Below are 18,639 nucleotides of genomic sequence, written 5' to 3' on the forward strand. Positions count from 1 at the left end.
ATAGTGATGCTGGTATAGGAGGTTGGAAAAAGCAAAAGCTGCATTGTAACGATGCAGATACAGACTGGTGTCTGATCACGAAAGTGAGCCCACTTCCGACTGGTCTCCCGTTGCAAGATAATTTGAAGAACTTTATTCAAGGAGAAACGCAAATGATGATTTCAACAGAGATTAGTGCCTCTCCTGACAGCGAACAATGGCAGTCCATAGACTGGAAATCCGTTGAACCGCATGTATTAAAGCTTCAAATGCGTATTGCAAAGGCAACACGAGAAGGTAAACACGGTAAGGCGAAAGCATTGCAATGGATACTGACTCACTCGCGTTCAGCAAAACTTCTTGCTGTTAGACGAGTATCAAAAAGCAAAGGCAGTAGAACGCCTGGAATAGATGGTGTCATCTGGAACACRGATGCACGCCGCATGAAAGCAGTAAATCAATTGAGCAGGAAGGCATATCAAGCCAAACCACTTAAGCGTATCTATATCCCCAAAAAGAATGGCAAACTCAGACCTCTTGGTATCCCATGCATGATAGACAGAGCGCAACAAGCGCTCCACCTTCTTGCATTAGAGCCTATATCAGAGACGTTTGCCGACCCTAACAGCTATGGATTTAGACCCAATCGTAGCACTGCCGACGCAGTCGATCAGTGCTTCAAATGCTTGGCTCTAAAGARATCAGCGCAATGGGTTCTTGAGGGAGACATCAAATCCTGCTTCGACAAAATCGRGCATCAATGGCTAATGGATAACATCGCCATAGATAAACGTATGTTGGAACAATGGTTAAAGTCTGGTTTTATGGATAAAGGGCTGTTTTATCGTACTGATGAGGGCACGCCACAAGGAGGGGTTATATCCCCAACCTTGATGCTAATGACCCTTGCWGGACTTGAGCAGCGCATAAAGTCTACAGCACTCAAAAAGGGTGCCAGAGCCAACTTTATTGGATACGCCGACGATTTCGTCGTCACTTGCGCTTCAAAGGAAGTGCTCGAGAACGATATCAAACCGTTGATAGCTAATTTCTTAGCGGAAAGAGGCTTAACACTCTCCGAAGAGAAAACGCATATTACCCACATCAGCAAGGGTTTTGACTTCTTAGGGTTCAATCACAGGAAGTACAAAGGGAAATTGCTCATTAAACCGAGTAAATCCAATACCTTGTTGTTCTTGAGTAACCTGCGCGAACTCATCAAAAAGCACGCAACCATCCCAGTTAACGATCTTATCAAACTGATAAATCCAAAACTAAGGGGTTGGGCGAATTATTATCGTCATTGCGTTGCTAAACAAGTATTCGGGTATGTTGGGCACAAACTATTCTATACGTTATGGCACTGGGCAGTAAGGCGCCATCCAACAAAGTCTAAGACTTGGGTAGCCCTTAAATACTTCATCAACCGCAAAGGCCAATGGCAATTTCACGGTTGGCAGAAGGTCAAGGATATGGATTGCCAATTCAATCTATTCCAAATAGCCAAAGTGCCCATTGAGAGACATGTAAAAATCCGAAATGCGGCTATACCATTCGATCCTCAATACCAAGAATATTTGGCTAGGAGAAAATCGAAAAGGCAAGCTCGTAATTCTTGGAATGAACCAGCTCTCACTGCTTTATAAGTTGCTGGGTATCAAACGATACCTTTGTGGAGGCTTGAGCCTAGTGCAGTGAAAGTTGCACGCTGGGTTCTTAGGAGGGCGGCACTTGGTAACAAGTGTCGTCTATCCGACAAAAGCGTGATAGCTTTGCCCTGTTAAGATTACACATTAAACCTACCCGATCATCAAATATCATATTCAAGTCGCTCAATGTATTTGAGTAATGCCCTAGCCTGAACATCCTTACCATAACGGCCGTAGGTGATGTTTGGGTTCGCGTGACCGACTATCTGCGCCACAATATGCTCGCTAATATCCAATCGCTTAAATTCATCGATAAAGGTGTGTCGTAGACTATAAGCCGTTGGTCTTTGGCTCGCTTTCATGCCAATGCAGGTTTGTAATATCGATAGGTGCTTACAGTAGGTTTTTGACCAGTCTTCCACTAATCCCACTGGTTTGTAATTAAACAGCTGGGGTTGTTGTTTACGTGTTTCAATAAATTCAATAAAGCCCTGCTTAATCAGGCTTTGGTGGATTGGAATGCTGCGTCTTGCATTGGCATTCTTTATACGTTGCCCTTTGCCGCTGTCATCAACGTTAATGCAATAAACACCCTCGATTACAACGATATCACTGGGTTTTAACTGACACGCCTCTGATGGCCTTAGGCCGCCATAAAGCATCAATCGGGTGACCCACTTAAAGTCCGCTGCTGAAGCTTGAAATTCAGCTGAATGTATCAGCCTTTTTAATTCACTCTTATCCCAACGAGGTCTTTCTTGGTTAGCTTTAACTTTGGGCTTTTGCCCTACTGTCACGTTTTCAAAAGGATTGTGATTGCAGTAGTTCATTAACTTGCACCACTTAAAAAACTGAAATACGGCCGCTAAGTATTCTTTATTGCTTTTATAACTTCTGCCCTGTGTGAGCAATTCATCACGGTACTTCATCGCATCAGCCGAGGTGATGTCGTTAGTGCAAATAGTTTGAGTACTTTTTGATGACCGGTTACCGATTGTTGGCAGTAACTTAATGAAGTGACAGGTTCGCTGCTCTAGTTGCTTAATAGAGAGTGGTCTAATGCCTGATTTCTCTTTTGAAGTGACAAAACCTGCTAGAGCATCATTTAACGTCACCACGGGCATTGCTTGGGCGACAGCCGTGGTTTCACGGTGTTCATACACCTTAGTATCTCTGATGGGGATTTTGTACTGCTTAGGTGAAGCGGTACTGGCTGAGTTGTTTTTATCAAATTCACTACGGAGACTGTTAATCACTTCATCAACATAATGAATAAAGTCATTAATACCCGTTTGATGGTCAATTGTATTGATGATTTTTTTCAGCGTGCCTGCGACATCGATATTGCGAATAGACGCTTCTGCTCTGTCACGAGTCAACAAGGAAACTTTAATATCAAAAGGAAAGCCTTTATCGCGTAACGATTTGGCTAAACAGATACGTGTGAAGTACACACGATTGGGAGCTCTATAAAGGTACATTGTCTGAGTCAATCCTCTCAGAAAGCCCCTCAAACGCCAGAAACAAAAAAAGCCGTTGATAATCAACGGCTTTTCTCGTATTTAATATGGCGGAGAGATAGGGATTTGAACCCTAGATGGGCTACAAACCCATGCCGGTTTTCAAGACCGGTGCATTCGACCACTCTGCCATCTCTCCGAACGCCGCGAATAATATGACAAGCTGCGGTCGCTGTAAATCCCTAAATGACATAAAAGTGTTTAAGTGTTGATAAAAAAGCCAAAGTGCTCATTAATTAAATTGTCTGGGCAATAATTCAACTTTAGTTTCACTACTTTTGCATAGAATCACGCAGCCATAGTATTGCTGAGTATATGAGGTGGCTTACTGCGGCAATGATAGCAACATAGATAAAAGTAGGCGTAAACCAGCTGATGCCAGTGTCATAAACAAATTGCCAATTTGTGCCTTCAGCGCCGTGGAATATACCCCCAGGATTTTCGAGCCATTCCCATATCACAATAAAGAGTGTTACCAATACCGAGACGATTAATCCGCTGATAATGCCAAAAGACCAAAAATGTTTTATTGCAGTTGCTAATTTCAACGGCTCTCTCCTGTCAAAATTCAATAAAAAATGATGCTTCATTATCAAAACTAGTAAAATAAACCGCTTATCGCCCAGCAGTTGGTTAAGCGTATCTCAACGAATAACTTACCTCGGCGGATCGACTTTAGCAGCGATAGAAGTATTAACCCTAAACCAACCAGCGATAGAATAACGATCCCGTTTGGCTGCCAATACTTCGTGGGGGAAATCTTCACTTAAAAAAGTCACTATCGTGCCCAGTAACGGCACCACTTTAATGCCCTCTTTATCGAAGTTATCTTGATATAAAACTAACTCGCCGCCATCTGTTGCTGACCACGCTCGATTAAAATAAACCACGATTGAAAGCACGCGATTCGCTTCACCCTTAAAAGCATCATAGTGTCTTTTATAATAATCACCTGGGCCATAATGAGCAAAGTGACTTTCAAATGAAAACAAACCTAAAAATAAGCGTCTGTTTAAAAAACTTTGCAAGTGGGCAGTCCAAGTTAACCAATCTCTGCCAGCATCAGATCCATTGGTTATCCAGCTAATGGCATCAGTTCTGACAAACTCATTTTTTAAATACTCGCTGCCTCTTCCTATACCTGCTTCTTCAAACTTGTCAGCTTCTATCCCTTGCTGATAATTAAACAAATTATTCGCTAATGCATCTGGCAAGGCTGTTGGACGAATGCTGTAGCCTTTTGTTTCGATATCTTGCGCAATAAGCGCAAACAAGGTTTCATCAATTGGACTATCACCAGTCATTGATGGGCATTTCTTTATGGCGACCACATTGTCTACCTTTTTTAAATAAATACGTTTAAGGAAAAATCAGATAATACCTACCAAGAAGCAATTATCTTTATGATGAACTTACGAGTATCAATAGTCATGCTTGACCAAGTGGTGTTCGCACTGGTGCTACGATGACAAAAGCTATGATTGGAGTACTTTAATGAGGTTAGATAATTCAGTATAAGCTGAGTTACCGATATTGTTGCTAAATACTTTTTATTCATTTTTATTCGCACTTTGGTGTCAACTTTTGCCTGTTGGTTTTTCCTTTGTTGTTGCCACGCTTTACGACTTAAGTATTAACATTAATTCACCGCTTTATTTGTTTACTATTTATTCTGTTTTTTATCATTACCTTAAGGTCATTTAGGCTGAACAAACGATTTTGATGGTAAAAAAACAATTTACTTAGCGTGCTAACTAAGTAGAATAATTAGCACGCTAAGTAAATGAGAGCCATGATGCAAAAAGAATTTGACCATATGAAAGAGCTATCACTGGCAGAGCAATTGGGCCGTCTGCATCGCTTATGGCGCACCGCTGTTGATATCGAACTCGCTCCTTTAGGGCTAACTTATCCACGCTGGACCGCCTTATGGAAACTGTGGCGATTGGGCGACAACCTCAGTCAAAAAGTCTTAGCCAATGCCTTAGAAATTGAACTGGCCTCTTTAATGCGCACCTTAAGCCAATTAGAACAGCAAGGGCTCATTGAACGCCACTGTTGCCCCCATGATAAACGCGCCAGAATTGTCAATTTGACTCCTGCTGGGCTAGATTTAATAACGAAAGTCGAAGTAACAATTATCAATATCCGCACCCAATTGCTCTTAGGCATAAACCCAGAAGAAGTTACTGAGTTTGAAAGAGTCATTAATCTGATTGGTAATAATGCGCTAACTAAGTTAGCTAAAACGACAGACAAGTAAGTGAATACAAATATGACACCTGATCAACAATTTTCGCGGTTCACAAAAATTGCCTTAGCAGGCTTTATGCTAGTGTTTGGCTATTTTATGTTTGCTGATGCCACTATGCCATTAACGCCGCAGGCTATGGCAACTCGGGTTGTGACAAAGGTTACCCCACAAGTTAATGGCCGCATTAAAACCATTGCTGTAACCAATAACCAAGTTGTTAGCAAAGGTAAATTACTGTTTGAAGTCGATCCTAGACCCTATAAGTTAGCGGTAGATGAAGCGCAGCTGGCTTTAGAGCAAGTCCAGCAAGATAACGTTGAGCTAGATGCCTCTTTGTTAGCGGCGCAAGCTGATGTCAATGCCAGCCAAACCACATCACAACAAAAGCGCAGTGAAGCAAAGCGTCTTGATGCACTGTACAAAACCAATGGCGTATCTCAACAGCAACGCGATCAAGCTGATAGCGATGCCGCTGCGGCTGAAGCCAATTTACTGGCAACCCAAGCCCGTTTAAAGCAATTAGAAGTGAGCCGCGGTGTTTACGGTAACAAAAACTTAAAAATACGTCAGGCCGAAAACCGCTTAGCCCAAGCCAAATTAAACCTGTCTTATACCCAAGTTCATGCGGATCAAGACGGCACAGTGACTAACTTACAAATCATGGTCGGCGGCTTTGCAGCCATTGGGCAGCCACTACTGGCTCTTGTTTCTGATGATGTTGATATTATTGCTGATTTTAGAGAAAAGGCATTACGAGATGTCTCAATTGCATCTAAAGCCCTTGTTGCCTTTGACGGTGAACCAGGCCGTTTATATCACGCCCATGTCAGCAGTATAGATGCAGGGGTTAGCGCCGGACAGTTCGATGCCAATGGCAGTTTAGCGACCCCGCAACAATCTGATCGCTGGGTCCGTGACGCCCAAAGAATGAGACTGCATTTACAATTAGATAATGACGAAGTCATGAGAACATTGCCAACAGGTGCACGGGCAACTGTGCAGATAATGCCAGAAAATAGTTTGCTGAACTTATTAGCTCATGGGCAAATTAAAGCCATCAGTATGCTGCACTATATCTATTAACATCATACATTTGATAGCTGCGCTATATCTATTAACATCATACATTTGATAGCTGCGCTATTTTAAATATATTACAGCGACACAAGGCAACAATCATGTTACTAAGATTTAATCCCATGACAGCCAATGATTTACGTCAATGTCTACGTATTGCCACTGCTGGCACGATTGGCTTTACTTTGTGCAAACTGTTCGGCTTTAGTAATGGGGTGTTTTTTACTGTTACCCCTATGGTATTGCTAGGGCTAGCACCTGTGCTCACCGCCCATGTTGCGCGGCAGGTGTTGGCGTCTTCGGTCACCGCTGGATTAGTGGTAGGCGTTATCGGTGGTTTATTTGGTGGTCATCCAGTCTTAATGACCCTGATTATTTTTGGGGTGTTTATTGGCTTTTTTAGCGCCATGACCCGTGGCAGCTTTTTTCTATATGGTGCCAATAGCTTACTTAATCTGAGCATCATGCTTAATTTTGCCAGTTACCCTGATACCGATCTAAACAGTCTTATCGGCGCTAATCTGGGCGCCACAATACTGGCCATCATTATCGCCTATATCATGGTTACATTAATCCCTGATGTTGAACCCAGAAAATTGACAAAACCACCAGCAAAGTCAGTATATCGAATGCGACATGAGGTTTTACTGGGGGCAAGCGTTGCCACGGCATCTTTTATTGTCTTTCAAATATTTAACCTCAAAGACTCTATGTCGGCGCAAGCTGCCACAATTTTATTACTTTACCCGATGCATTTTACTGGAGTATTAAATTATGCCCTTAAGCGGGCGACGGGTACTTTTTTAGGGGTAACATTTGGTGTGTTAGCCCAGTTGTTTCTTTATGACTGGTCGGGGCTGCTTATCTTAGTGGTGCCAGTTTTATGGTTCGGGTTAATGCTATTTAGCCAAGTTCATGTAAAAGAAAACGTCGGCGCAGGCGTTGGTTTTGGAGCCATGACCACGCTGGGTATTTTATTTGGCCAATACCTCAGCCCAGGGAGCGATCTGATATATAGCGCACTTTACCGCATTAGTAGTATTTTGGTTGCCATAGTTGCGACTTTATTGCTGTGTTGCATCATGCACACTTTGCTTAACCGATTTGCTGCAACCCGCTTAAGTTATCAGTAATGCTGCTAATGATTAAGCTAGCCAGATAAAAGATCGCGATTGATTAATCGATCATGGGGACAAAACCCGCTTGTGACTCAACATTAGCTAACCATTGTTGGATATTGGGATAAACCGCTAAATCAAAGCCACCTTCATGGGCCACATGGGTATAGGCATAAAGCGCAATATCAGCAAGGCTAAATAGCTCACCGAGCATAAATGCCTGCCCTGCTAACTGGTTATCAAGTAATTTTAATACCTTACGCCCCTGAATTTGTAAGTGATCAAACTCTGCTTGTCGCTCTACTGGCATACCTTGATAAAGTTTGATAAACCGCGCTACAGCAATACAAGGCTCGTGACTGTATTGCTCAAAGAACAACCATTGATACATTAAGGCTTTATTAAATTCATCAACCGGAATTAACCCCGAGCCTGCGGCCAAATAACCAATAATGGCATTAGACTCGGCTAGCACTCGACCATCATCTAGCTCAATAATCGGTAACTTACCATTGGGATTTTTAGCTAAAAAAGCCTTGGTTTGGCAGCCTCCAGCCATAATGTCCACGTCTTGCCATTGATAATCAATGTTAAGTAGCGCCAGAGTCAGCTTTATTTTGTAACAGTTACCTGATTTTTCATCGCCATAAACAGTTATCATTGCTCATCCTTTTGCTGTTAACGCGCTTTATTTCGTTTATTAATCCTTCATTGGCCTACTTCACTAAACTTGATATTAACGCCCTTAATGCCGCTGGTTTAATCATTTTAGCCATATAGTGATAACCACGTTTTTGTACATCTTCAACCAAATCCTTATTCGTATTAGCCGTTATCAAAATCCCGGGTAAATGCTCACCGTAGCGCGAACGAATACCATCCATAGCATCGACACCATTTTGATTATTATCCAAATGGTAATCGGCTAAGACGATATCAGGAGCAACACCTTTAAGGCCAAGTTTAATGCGGGCATCGGCTAAATCGGTTGCACAAATCACCTCACACTTCCAGCGAGTTAATAAACTTTCAAGCCCTGCTAATATCGCCTCTTCATTATCAATACACAGCACTTTCACCCCAGCTAATGGCTGAGTTAAGCTTGGCACTGGTTTGACTGATTTTTCACTGATGGTTTCCCCTAAAGGCACGATAATGGAGAACACTGAACCTTGACCAAGTTTTGATGAAACCTGAATTTGATGATCTAACACTTTACTTATTCGATCAGCAATGGCGAGCCCTAAGCCTAAGCCACTGACATTTTGGCTACTGGGATGATTTAAGCGTTTAAACTCTTTAAATATCTCTTCTGTTTCATGCTCATCAATGCCACAACCAGTATCTAACACCTGAATTTCGAGATACTTACCTCGGCGGCGACAACCCAATAGCACTTTTCCGCCTCGAGCATAGCGGTAAGCATTGGTTAAAAAGTTTTGTAATATGCGCCTTAGCAACGATAAATCTGAGTTTACCGTGGCATTACAAGGGACCATATTGAAGCGAATTTGCGTGTCTTTTGACATGGCCTCAAACTCAACAGCAAGACCTGTGAGTAAGTCGGCAATAGCAAAATCACGGCGATTAACCTCCACCATGCCTGAATCAAGCTTTGAGATATCCAATAAATCAGTTAATAACTCCCCCGCTGTACGCAAGGAGTTGTTGATATGGGATAAAGTGGTTTGCCCTTCTAAATCAAGGTTTGGGTATTGCGCTAATGAGGCGGTAAATAACCTTGCAGCATTAAGTGGCTGCATAAGATCATGCCCAACAGCGGCAAGAAAACGACTTTTTGACGCATTAGCCATTTCCTCTTGGGCCTTTGCTTCTAGTAGTTCGCTGTTAAGCATTGCCAGTTCATAGGTACGTTCTTGTACTCTACTTTCAAGGGTTTCATTGGCTTCAAGTAAGGCTTTTTCTTGCTGACGATATTGCGTGATATCGGTAAAGGTCATCACAAAGCCGCCATCTGGCATTGGATTGCCTTGAATTTTTATCACTTTACCGTCTCGGCGTTGTCGCTCTGAGGTATGCTCTGTACCCGCGCGCATATGTTGCACCCGCATCTCAACTTGTTCTTCAACTTCACCTACACCGCAATAGCCTCTGGCAGCGTTAAAACGTACCACCTCACTAATGGGCATCCCTTGCTTTAAAAAACCATCAGGATAATCGTATAGCTCAGCATATTTATAATTCCATGCGACCAGATTTAAATCTTTGTCCACCACACTCATGCCTTCATAAGCATGTTCAATGGCGCCGCGTAACATATCCTGGCTTAACATGACTTTGGTTGAAGCTTCATCCACTAAACTAAAAACTTCATCAAGGGCTAAATCGCGCCCTTGTAACACCGATTCCATCACCAATGAGGCGCTCGATGCTCCTAGCACACCTGCAAGCATATGCTCTGTGTGCGAAATTAACGCTTCATCTGCCACTTTATGCCAAGAGTCACTTCTTACTGCTGCAGGGGAGTATTGACTAAAGCTTTCATAAGCGCGGGTTGGACTGACAAAGCGACTGGCAAGAATTAATAAGTCTTGCTGTGATATCGCCCCATGCTTACGGTTACTGTCCTTTTTAATAATGCCTGGATTAATAAAATGGCTGGCTTGAATGCGCTCAGCAACCCCTGCTCTAAACCATAGTGAGCCTAAAATATAAAAGGCAATATTGGCTAATAGCGCCACTAAAGTGTCATCCACTTCCGGACTAATAGATGCCAAAATCCCAGTATCGCCCACTAAGCCTACGCTGCGCTCAAATAAAATATAACACCACAATGAAAAGCCTACTGCTAAGCCTAAAAATACCCCAGCACGATTACCATACTTCCAATACAAGCCACCTATGAGTGCGGGTGCTAGCTGAGCAAAAGCACCGAATGATAGCTGGCCAAGGTGAGATAACGATTCATTACTACCAAATATTAAGTAACTAAAATAACCCAAGGCCAAAATAATGATGATGGCTAAACGGCGCGCATTTAATAAAAAACGCGCAAATTGATTGAAATTCGTGCCAGTGATTTTACCGGTACGTAGCATGACTGGGACTAACCATTCGTTACTGATCATGACACTAATGGTCACAACAGCAACAATCACCATACCAGTCGCTGCTGAAAGCGTACCTAATAAGGCAATAACGGCGAGAACAGGCTGATCCAATGCTAAAGGCAGGTTAATCACATAAGTGTCTGCCGCCACGGTATCACCAAGTAATAATTTACCAGCAAGGGCTAATGGCGCCACAAATAAACCAAACATGGCCAAATACAAAGGAAAGATCCAGCGGGCTTTTTTTAATACCCCTTCTTCTGCACATTCAACCACCATCACATGAAATTGCCTTGGCATACACATAAAGGCGGCAATCCCCACCAGCATTTCCGGTAAAATTGATGCGATATTTAAGATGCCATGGTTGATGAGTTCTTTGTCTTTCGCTTGTTGCCAGATATCATCAAAACCATCAAAAAAGCCATAAGTAATCACCACCCCGACAATCAAAAAGGCGACTAATTTAATCAGTGACTCAAAAGCGATCGCCACCATCATCCCAGGGTTATGTTCGGTGGCATCCAGTTTACGAGTGCCAAATAAAATTGCAAAAATGGCCAAAATGAAAGTGATCACCAGTGGGATACTGACGCCATTTAAAGGTAAATTATCTGGTTGAAATAAATTAAGGCTAAATACCATGGCTTTAAGTTGCAGCGCGATATAAGGCATGATGCCGCAAAGTGCGATTAGGGTGACAATAGCAGCAAGGGTTTGAGATTTGCCGTAACGCGCGGCAATAAAATCGGCTACTGAGGTGATATTTTGCGCTTTAGAGACCAAAACCATTTTGCGTAATACCCCAAAACCTAGGGTAAAAATCAGTATTGGCCCAAGATAAATCGGTAAAAAAGACCATAAATCGTTCGCTGATTGACCAACAGTGCCAAGAAAGCTCCAAGAAGAACAGTAAACCGCTAGACTTAAGCCGTATATCCAGACTTGAACTTTTTTAGTGATTTTACTAAACCAACGTTCAGCGCCCCACGCCAGTATAAACAGTAACGACACATAGCAAATTGCAATCACAGCAACGACTAAGGTTAAATTCATAGCTTTCTCTTTTTATTATATTCGCTTATTAATTATGCAATAATTTTGCGTTATTTGCATGAGATGTTAACACGCGCAACAAACTAAATATTAAGGATATTTTAAAACTAGACCAAGGTCTAATGGAGTTAACATCATCATGCAGAGGATACTTTCATAACGCAAATTTTGACAAAGGGAAGCCATATGAGCTCGCAGTCTCTCTACAAAGTACCAGCCGATTTCGCTAAAAATGCACTGGTCGATAATGATAAGTATAAAAAAATGTACCAAGAATCTGTGGTTAATCCTGAAGGTTTTTGGAGAGAACACGGTAAGCGCATCGATTGGATCAAGCCTTATACCAAAATTAAACAAACCTCTTTTGATGATCATAATCTGTCTATTGAATGGTTTTATGATGGCACATTGAACGCATCTGCAAACTGCTTAGACCGCCACTTAGAAGATAACGGCGACCGCGTTGCTATTATTTGGGAAGGTGATGATGCTAATGAGCAACGTAAAATCACTTATCGTGAACTGCATACTGACGTATGTAAATTTGCCAACGCCCTGCGTAGCCAAGGTGTATGTAAAGGCGATGTAGTCACAATTTATATGCCTATGGTGCCAGAAGCGGCCGTTGCTATGCTGGCTTGTGCCCGCATTGGTGCGATCCATTCGGTAGTATTTGGCGGCTTCTCACCTGATTCAATTGCATCACGTGTGATTGATGGCAAATCAAAAGTTTTGATCACCGCTGATGAAGGCGTACGTGGTGGCCGTAAAATTCCGCTTAAACGTAGCATTGATGAAGCGCTTAATAACCCAGATGTAGATTGTGTCGAAAAAGTCATTGTACTTAATCGAACTGGTGGGGACATTGACTGGGTTGAAGGCCGAGATATTTGGTGGAGCGATGTCGTTGCAACGGCATCTGAGCATTGCCAAGCAGAAGAAATGGGCGCTGAAGACCCACTATTTCTTTTATACACTTCAGGCTCAACCGGTAACCCGAAAGGTGTGTTGCATACCACTGGGGGTTATATGGTTTACGCCTCAATGACTCACGAGTATGTTTTTGATTACAAAGAAGGTGAAGTCTATTGGTGTACTGCTGATGTGGGTTGGATCACCGGTCACTCCTACATGGTATATGGTCCACTAGCCAATGGCGCAACTATCCTTATTCATGAAGGGGTACCAAACTCTCCAAATCCTGCTCGCCTTGGTGAAATGGTTGACCGTCATAAAGTTAATATTTTATATACTGCGCCAACGTTAATTCGCGCTTTAATGGCAGAAGGTAAAGAACAGTTTGATGGTTTTGATGGTAGCTCATTACGGGTAATGGGTTCGGTGGGTGAGCCCATTAACCCAGAGGCTTGGCGCTGGTACCATGAAGTGATTGGTCATGAATCCTGCCCAATTGTGGATACATGGTGGCAGACTGAAACCGGCGGTATTTTGATTAGCCCACTACCTGGTGCCACAGATGCAAAACCGGGCTCTGCAACCCGTCCATTTTTTGGGGTTCAGCCGGCATTAGTCGATAACATGGGTAATATTCTTGAAGGCGCTGTTGACGGTAACTTGGTTATTCTTGACTCTTGGCCAGGCCAAATGCGAACCGTCTTTGGCGACCATGATCGTTTTGCCTTAACTTACTTTAAAACCTTTAGAGGTATGTACTTCACTGGTGACGGCGCTCGTCGTGATGAGGATGGTTATTACTGGATCACTGGCCGTGTTGATGACGTAATCAACGTATCGGGTCACCGCCTTGGTACTGCAGAAGTTGAAAGCGCGCTTGTATCACATGATCTTGTAGCTGAAGCCGCGGTTGTGGGTTATCCCCATGACATTAAAGGCCAAGGCATTTATGCCTATGTAACCTTAATTAACGGCGTTGAAGAAACAGAAGAGTTACGTCAAGGGCTACGTCAATGGGTTCGTAAAGAAATTGGCGCACTGGCTACCCCAGATTTAATTCAATGGGCTGGCGGTTTACCTAAAACACGTTCAGGTAAAATCATGCGTCGCTTCTTACGTAAAATAGCCGCAAATGAAGTAACAAACCTAGGTGATTCTTCTACCCTGGCTGATCCAGCGGTGATTGATACCTTGATTGAGTCGCGTTTAAACAAAACTGAATAACAGCAGTTTTAAATAAGAGGTTATTAAGTACTCCCCACCCTCTTACCAACCTGAGAACTCCTGACCAGATTCTCGTTGCCCCCTCACTGAGGGGGCTTTTTTTTATATTTGATATAATTATTCTGGCTTAAAACTCTATCAACCCATGCTGAAATGATATGTATTAGCCGATTTTTATTGAATATGCTGCGCCGCGCTAGCTTACATTCATGTTAAAGTATCCAGCATAATCAATATCAAATAATAAACTATTTCATACTTACTTATGTCTGCAACCATTTCACTTCGCGATTACCAACAAGACTCTGTTAACGCTGCTATAACCCATTTTAAGCAATCTAATGACTCTGCAGTGCTGGTACTTCCAACAGGTGCAGGCAAAAGTATTGTGATAGCTGAACTGGCCCGTATTGCCCGTGGTAACGTTTTAGTATTGACCCATGTGAAAGAACTGGTGGCACAAAATGCAGAAAAAGTGGGGTTACTCACAGAAGATGCCAATATTTATTCTGCGGGCTTAAAACAAAAAAAAGCCCATGGTAAAACCGTGGTTGCTAGTGTGCAATCAGCAGCGCGAAAGCCCGAGCAATTCAACCAACCCTTTTCATTGGTGATTATTGATGAATGTCACCGCGTCAGTAATGATAAAGATAGTCAGTATCAACAGTTATTAACCCACCTCAAAAAAATTAATCCACAAATTAAACTGTTAGGGCTAACTGCCACGCCTTATCGATTGGGTTTGGGTTGGATATATCGACATCATTACCATGGCAAAATGGGCAATGCTGACAAGCCAGTATTTGAAAAGTGCATTTTTGAATTACCTATGCGGCCGCTCATTAAAAAAGGCTACTTAACCGCGCCCAAAATATTTGACGGCTTAAGCGCCCAATATGACTTTAGTCAGTTAGAGCCGAGTAATACAGGTGAGTACCCGCAAAAAGAGGTCGATGATCTGTTAAACCATCAAGGCCGCGCAACCACAGCTATCATAAAACAAGTACAACAGTTATCAGACTCACGTAAAGGAGTGTTGATTTTTGCGGCCACTGTTCGACATGCAAAAGAAGTACTTAAATTATTAAATGACGATGCGGCACTCATTACAGCAGATACACCACATGCAGAACGCGATGACATTATTAGTCAGTTCAAACAACAAAAAATTAAATTCATCGTCAATGTTGCTGTATTAACCACCGGCTTTGATGCCCCACATGTCGATTTAATCGTTATTTTAAGGCCCACTGCATCAGTAAGCTTATTTCAACAAATGATTGGCCGAGGTTTACGTTTAGCACCAGATAAACAAGATTGCTTAGTCATTGATTATGCGGCTAACGGTTATGATTTATATTTTCCTGAAGTAGGACAAGTAAAACCCAATAGTAAATCTGTGCCAGTACAAGTACATTGCCCTGTATGCCAATTTGCCAATACGTTTTGGGGTTTAGTTGATAATGACGGCGATATCATTGAACACTTCGGTAGGCGCTGTCAGGGGCTTATAGATACTGTTAATTCTGGTGTTCAACAATGTGATTTTAGATTTCGTTCTAAAGCTTGCCCTGATTGTGGCGCTGAAAATGATATCGCGGCACGTATTTGTCATACGTGTCAATCGACCCTTATTGATCCTGATAAACGCTTAAAGCAGGTATTGTCGTCTCAACATCATCATTTATTTAAATGCCAAGAAATGCAGCTTATCGAAGAAAATGGCAAACTTGTGGTGCAGTACTTTGATATTGAATCGAATGACTTTAAAGAATACTTTAATATGGACACACCAGCGCAGCGTCGCGCTTTGTTTGCCATATTTATCTCACCTCATTCTCGAACACCCGGCATGAAGCACCCACAATATAAAAAGCCTGCCGATTTAATCGCCCATAGTGAGCATTTTAAAAAGCCGGACTTATTACTTTTTAAAAAACAAAAGCATAAATGGGATTTAGTCGAAAAGTTTTTTGACTATAAAGGCCGTTATAAAACAATCACTGAGAGTAGTTTCTAGTCGCTGCGCTTATACAATATCAATTCAACAAAACTTATGGTATAAATCCTCAAATCAAAATAAGGAGTCACTATGTTTGTTGTTATTTTTGGCCGTCCAGGCTGTCCATATTGTGTTCGTGCTGTTGAATTATCAGAAAAATTAACCGCGCAACGTGACGATTTTAAATTCAAATATGTCGATATTCACGCTGAAGGTATTTCTAAAGCAGACTTAGAGAAAACCGTTGGTAAGCCAGTTGAAACAGTACCGCAAATCTTCGTTGATGAAGTTCATGTTGGCGGTTACACAGAATATGATAAGTACGTTCGCGACAATAAATTAGTTGCTTAATCACCAATGATTACAACTAAGCTGCGTTGAGCGCATTTCGCAGACAAGAAAAAGGGTTAATTCATTGAATTAACCCTTTTTTGTTTTTAACAGAAATATTTTTTATAAAACGTATTTAGCAGAGAATAATACTCGGCTTAAATCACCATCTGCGCCACTTTCTTTTTCGTTCATCGCATACATATACTCAACACCAAAAGTTAACGGTTTTGTTGGAGAGTACAGTAAATTGATATAACCAGAATACGAACTCGCATTTACAGCATCGCTTGAAAGCGTGGTATCGTTATCAATTTCTAGTGCAGCCAAGGTAAAACTACTACGTAATTTGTCATTCCACCAATGACGGTAAGAGGCAAAGCCACCGTACGAGCTAATCGTCTTAATATTACCTGACTCATCTAAGTTACCGGCATTAGCAAAGTTAAGTGCCATATAGCGACCTAGACCTTCACCATATGTGGCCGAAAACTTAAAGTCATCATCACCAACGGGAATAACACCAGCAAGACTGACACCATAGCCTACTTCGGACGAGTCAACAGCTTCAGTACCTACATTTTGCTCTACATTCAACTGTCGAACCATTGCAGCAAGTGAAATTGCAGAGCCTCCTTCAGACTTAAAATTATAACGAGCAACGACATCAGGAACCATACCGCTACCGCTGGTCACTCTTGACGCTGTATCATATTGATTTACGGTTGTTTCTGGGTTCTCTACCGCAATTTGAAAGCCGCCATTGGTATAACGGATCATCGCTTGACGCACAAACGGCGTACCATCTGCAGCACCGACAAAGTCTAGATTTTCAGGTAATGCACCTGGATTTTGGAAGGTTGTCCATGTTTGACCAACAGTCCAATTGTCATAACTGACAAAGGCTTGTCGAATTCGCGGGGAATAACTGTTTGATACTCGCTCATTACCATCTGTATGAGTCATAAAATCAAGTTCGATAAATCCCGAGAGTTTATGACCATCAAAGTCTGATACGGTTTTAAAATTAAAACGAGTTTCGCGGGCTTGAAAGTCGACGACTTCCTTACCGTTACCAGCTTCACCATAAATGGTACCTGGTACATAAAATTGACGAGATAAGTTACCTGAATCTGGTGCCCCATTGCTATAGCTGCTGAACATCACATCAGCTTTAACATAACCACCAAACTCCATTTCTGTATCTGCATAGGTGACATTACTCATTGCTAGTAAAGAACACCCTATTACTAAACCAACTTTTGCTTGTTTCATCATTCTCTCCCTATTCTTTTCATCCCTAGCAATATGACTCACTTAACAAGTAAGCAACATTAGCAATAGGTCTATTAGACAAAAGTAGGTGAGCAACGAAAAAATAAGCCCTAAAGACTGACGCTCGACCAAATAAAGGCAAGAAGATTCAAAGTTTGGAAGTGAAAAAATGAAAATTAACGCTAAATAGTAAAGTGATTGTAAAAATGATAAAACGAAAAATAACAGAGGGATATTTAAGGGGAAATGACCTGAATTAAAGCCGAACAGGCAATCTCACTTTCAGAAAAGTGGTGGGTCGTGAAGGATTCGAACCTTCGACCAATTGGTTAAAAGCCAACTGCTCTACCAACTGAGCTAACGACCCATCTTGATTTTATCAACACTAATGTCTTGATTGGAACAAAAGCCAACTGTCTGTTTTGAACAAGCAACTGAGCTAACGACCCATCTAGTTTTACGTAACGATTCATTACGTCTGAATTAAAGCCAAACCGGCAATCTCACTTTCAGAAAAGTGGTGGGTCGTGAAGGATTCGAACCTTCGACCAATTGGTTAAAAGCCAACTGCTCTACCAACTGAGCTAACGACCCATCTAGTTTTACGTAACGATTCATTACGTCTGAATTAAAGCCAAACTGGCAATCTCACYTTCAGAAAAGTGGTGGGTCGTGAAGGATTCGAACCTTCGACCAATTGGTTAAAAGCCAACTGCTCTACCAACTGAGCTAACGACCCATCTAGTTTTACGTAACGATTCATTACGTCTGAATTAAAGCCAAACTGGCAATCTCACCTTCAGAAAAGTGGTGGGTCGTGAAGGATTCGAACCTTCGACCAATTGGTTAAAAGCCAACTGCTCTACCAACTGAGCTAACGACCCATCTAGTTTTACGTAACGATTCATTACGTCTGAATTAAAGCCAAACTGGCAATCTCACCTTCAGAAAGTGGTGGGTCGTGAAGGATTCGAACCTTCGACCAATTGGTTAAAAGCCAACTGCTCTACCAACTGAGCTAACGACCCATCTTGGTTTTATCAACACTAATGTCTTGATTGGAACAAAAGCCAACTGTCTGTTTTGAACAAGCAACTGAGCTAACGACCCATCTAGTTTTACGTAACGATTGATTACGTCTGAATTAAAGCCAAACCGGCAATCTCACT

At 42.1% G+C, this 18,639-nt stretch carries 13 protein-coding genes and 6 tRNA genes; 7 read left to right on the forward strand and 12 right to left on the reverse strand.

Annotated features, from left to right (window positions below; genetic code table 11):
* Window positions 1-152: 152 nt before the first annotated feature.
* Window positions 153-1,625: a group II intron reverse transcriptase/maturase gene (ltrA, locus tag BM739_RS02005; protein WP_076537314.1), complete on the forward strand. Its 1,473-nt coding sequence runs from the start codon at window positions 153-155 to the stop codon at window positions 1,623-1,625.
* A gap of 164 nt (window positions 1,626-1,789) precedes the next feature.
* Here the strand turns inward: ltrA and BM739_RS02015 are convergent, their stop codons facing one another.
* The 4 genes from BM739_RS02015 to BM739_RS02030 all read right to left on the reverse strand — a co-directional run bounded on the left by BM739_RS02015 (window position 1,790) and on the right by BM739_RS02030 (window position 4,452).
* Complete coding sequence (locus BM739_RS02015) at window positions 1,790-3,109, reverse strand: tyrosine-type recombinase/integrase (RefSeq protein ID WP_076536790.1); 1,320 nt, start codon at window positions 3,107-3,109, stop codon at window positions 1,790-1,792.
* 87 nt (window positions 3,110-3,196) lie between these two features.
* A tRNA-Ser gene (locus tag BM739_RS02020) sits at window positions 3,197-3,287 on the reverse strand.
* Window positions 3,288-3,420: 133 nt separating this feature from the next.
* Window positions 3,421-3,696 carry a hypothetical protein gene (locus tag BM739_RS02025; protein WP_076537315.1) on the reverse strand — a complete coding sequence of 92 codons (276 nt, stop codon included), beginning with the start codon at window positions 3,694-3,696 and terminating at the stop codon, window positions 3,421-3,423.
* A 108-nt stretch (window positions 3,697-3,804) separates the two neighbouring features.
* The gene (locus BM739_RS02030) at window positions 3,805-4,452 is read right to left on the reverse strand and encodes a 2OG-Fe(II) oxygenase (protein WP_076536793.1); all 648 of its coding nucleotides are present in this window, start codon (window positions 4,450-4,452) and stop codon (window positions 3,805-3,807) included.
* A 491-nt stretch (window positions 4,453-4,943) separates the two neighbouring features.
* On the opposite strand from BM739_RS02030, the gene BM739_RS02035 reads away from it, so the two are divergent.
* The 3 genes from BM739_RS02035 to BM739_RS02045 all read left to right on the forward strand — a co-directional run bounded on the left by BM739_RS02035 (window position 4,944) and on the right by BM739_RS02045 (window position 7,612).
* A complete protein-coding gene (locus BM739_RS02035; RefSeq protein ID WP_076536795.1) occupies window positions 4,944-5,411 on the forward strand; it encodes a MarR family transcriptional regulator in 468 nt (155 codons plus the stop codon).
* Between the two features lie 12 nt (window positions 5,412-5,423).
* Window positions 5,424-6,485: an HlyD family secretion protein gene (locus tag BM739_RS02040; RefSeq protein ID WP_076536797.1), complete on the forward strand. Its 1,062-nt coding sequence runs from the start codon at window positions 5,424-5,426 to the stop codon at window positions 6,483-6,485.
* A 95-nt stretch (window positions 6,486-6,580) separates the two neighbouring features.
* A complete protein-coding gene (locus BM739_RS02045) occupies window positions 6,581-7,612 on the forward strand; it encodes a DUF2955 domain-containing protein (RefSeq protein ID WP_076536799.1) in 1,032 nt (343 codons plus the stop codon).
* A 43-nt stretch (window positions 7,613-7,655) separates the two neighbouring features.
* Here BM739_RS02045 and BM739_RS02050 read toward each other — a convergent pair whose 3' ends face one another.
* Both BM739_RS02050 and BM739_RS02055 read right to left on the reverse strand, forming a co-directional pair.
* Window positions 7,656-8,255: a glutathione S-transferase family protein gene (locus BM739_RS02050; protein ID WP_076537317.1), complete on the reverse strand. Its 600-nt coding sequence runs from the start codon at window positions 8,253-8,255 to the stop codon at window positions 7,656-7,658.
* 58 nt (window positions 8,256-8,313) lie between these two features.
* Window positions 8,314-11,724 (reverse strand): PAS domain-containing hybrid sensor histidine kinase/response regulator, encoded by a 3,411-nt coding sequence (locus BM739_RS02055; protein WP_076536801.1) that lies wholly within the window; start codon window positions 11,722-11,724, stop codon window positions 8,314-8,316.
* A 186-nt stretch (window positions 11,725-11,910) separates the two neighbouring features.
* On the opposite strand from BM739_RS02055, the gene acs reads away from it, so the two are divergent.
* The 3 genes from acs (at window position 11,911) to BM739_RS02070 (ending at window position 16,216) form a co-directional block, all read left to right on the forward strand.
* On the forward strand, window positions 11,911-13,863 hold the full coding sequence (gene acs, locus BM739_RS02060) for an acetate--CoA ligase (RefSeq protein WP_076536803.1): 1,953 nt from the start codon (window positions 11,911-11,913) through the stop codon (window positions 13,861-13,863).
* A gap of 265 nt (window positions 13,864-14,128) precedes the next feature.
* Window positions 14,129-15,883 carry a DEAD/DEAH box helicase gene (locus BM739_RS02065; protein ID WP_076536806.1) on the forward strand — a complete coding sequence of 585 codons (1,755 nt, stop codon included), beginning with the start codon at window positions 14,129-14,131 and terminating at the stop codon, window positions 15,881-15,883.
* 72 nt (window positions 15,884-15,955) lie between these two features.
* On the forward strand, window positions 15,956-16,216 hold the full coding sequence (locus BM739_RS02070; protein ID WP_076536809.1) for a GrxA family glutaredoxin: 261 nt from the start codon (window positions 15,956-15,958) through the stop codon (window positions 16,214-16,216).
* A gap of 102 nt (window positions 16,217-16,318) precedes the next feature.
* Here the strand turns inward: BM739_RS02070 and BM739_RS02075 are convergent, their stop codons facing one another.
* From BM739_RS02075 to BM739_RS02100, 6 genes are all read right to left on the reverse strand, one after another.
* Window positions 16,319-17,470 (reverse strand): DcaP family trimeric outer membrane transporter, encoded by a 1,152-nt coding sequence (locus tag BM739_RS02075; RefSeq protein WP_076536811.1) that lies wholly within the window; start codon window positions 17,468-17,470, stop codon window positions 16,319-16,321.
* Between the two features lie 291 nt (window positions 17,471-17,761).
* Window positions 17,762-17,837, reverse strand: a tRNA-Lys gene (locus BM739_RS02080).
* Window positions 17,838-17,988: 151 nt separating this feature from the next.
* Window positions 17,989-18,064: transfer RNA gene (locus BM739_RS02085), tRNA-Lys, on the reverse strand.
* A 69-nt stretch (window positions 18,065-18,133) separates the two neighbouring features.
* Window positions 18,134-18,209, reverse strand: a tRNA-Lys gene (locus BM739_RS02090).
* Between the two features lie 69 nt (window positions 18,210-18,278).
* Window positions 18,279-18,354, reverse strand: a tRNA-Lys gene (locus BM739_RS02095).
* Window positions 18,355-18,422: 68 nt separating this feature from the next.
* Window positions 18,423-18,498, reverse strand: a tRNA-Lys gene (locus BM739_RS02100).
* Between the last annotated feature and the right edge of the window lie 141 nt (window positions 18,499-18,639).

It is taken from the genome of Shewanella sp. UCD-KL21 (genome assembly GCF_001957135.1).
Taxonomy (GTDB): domain Bacteria; phylum Pseudomonadota; class Gammaproteobacteria; order Enterobacterales; family Shewanellaceae; genus Shewanella.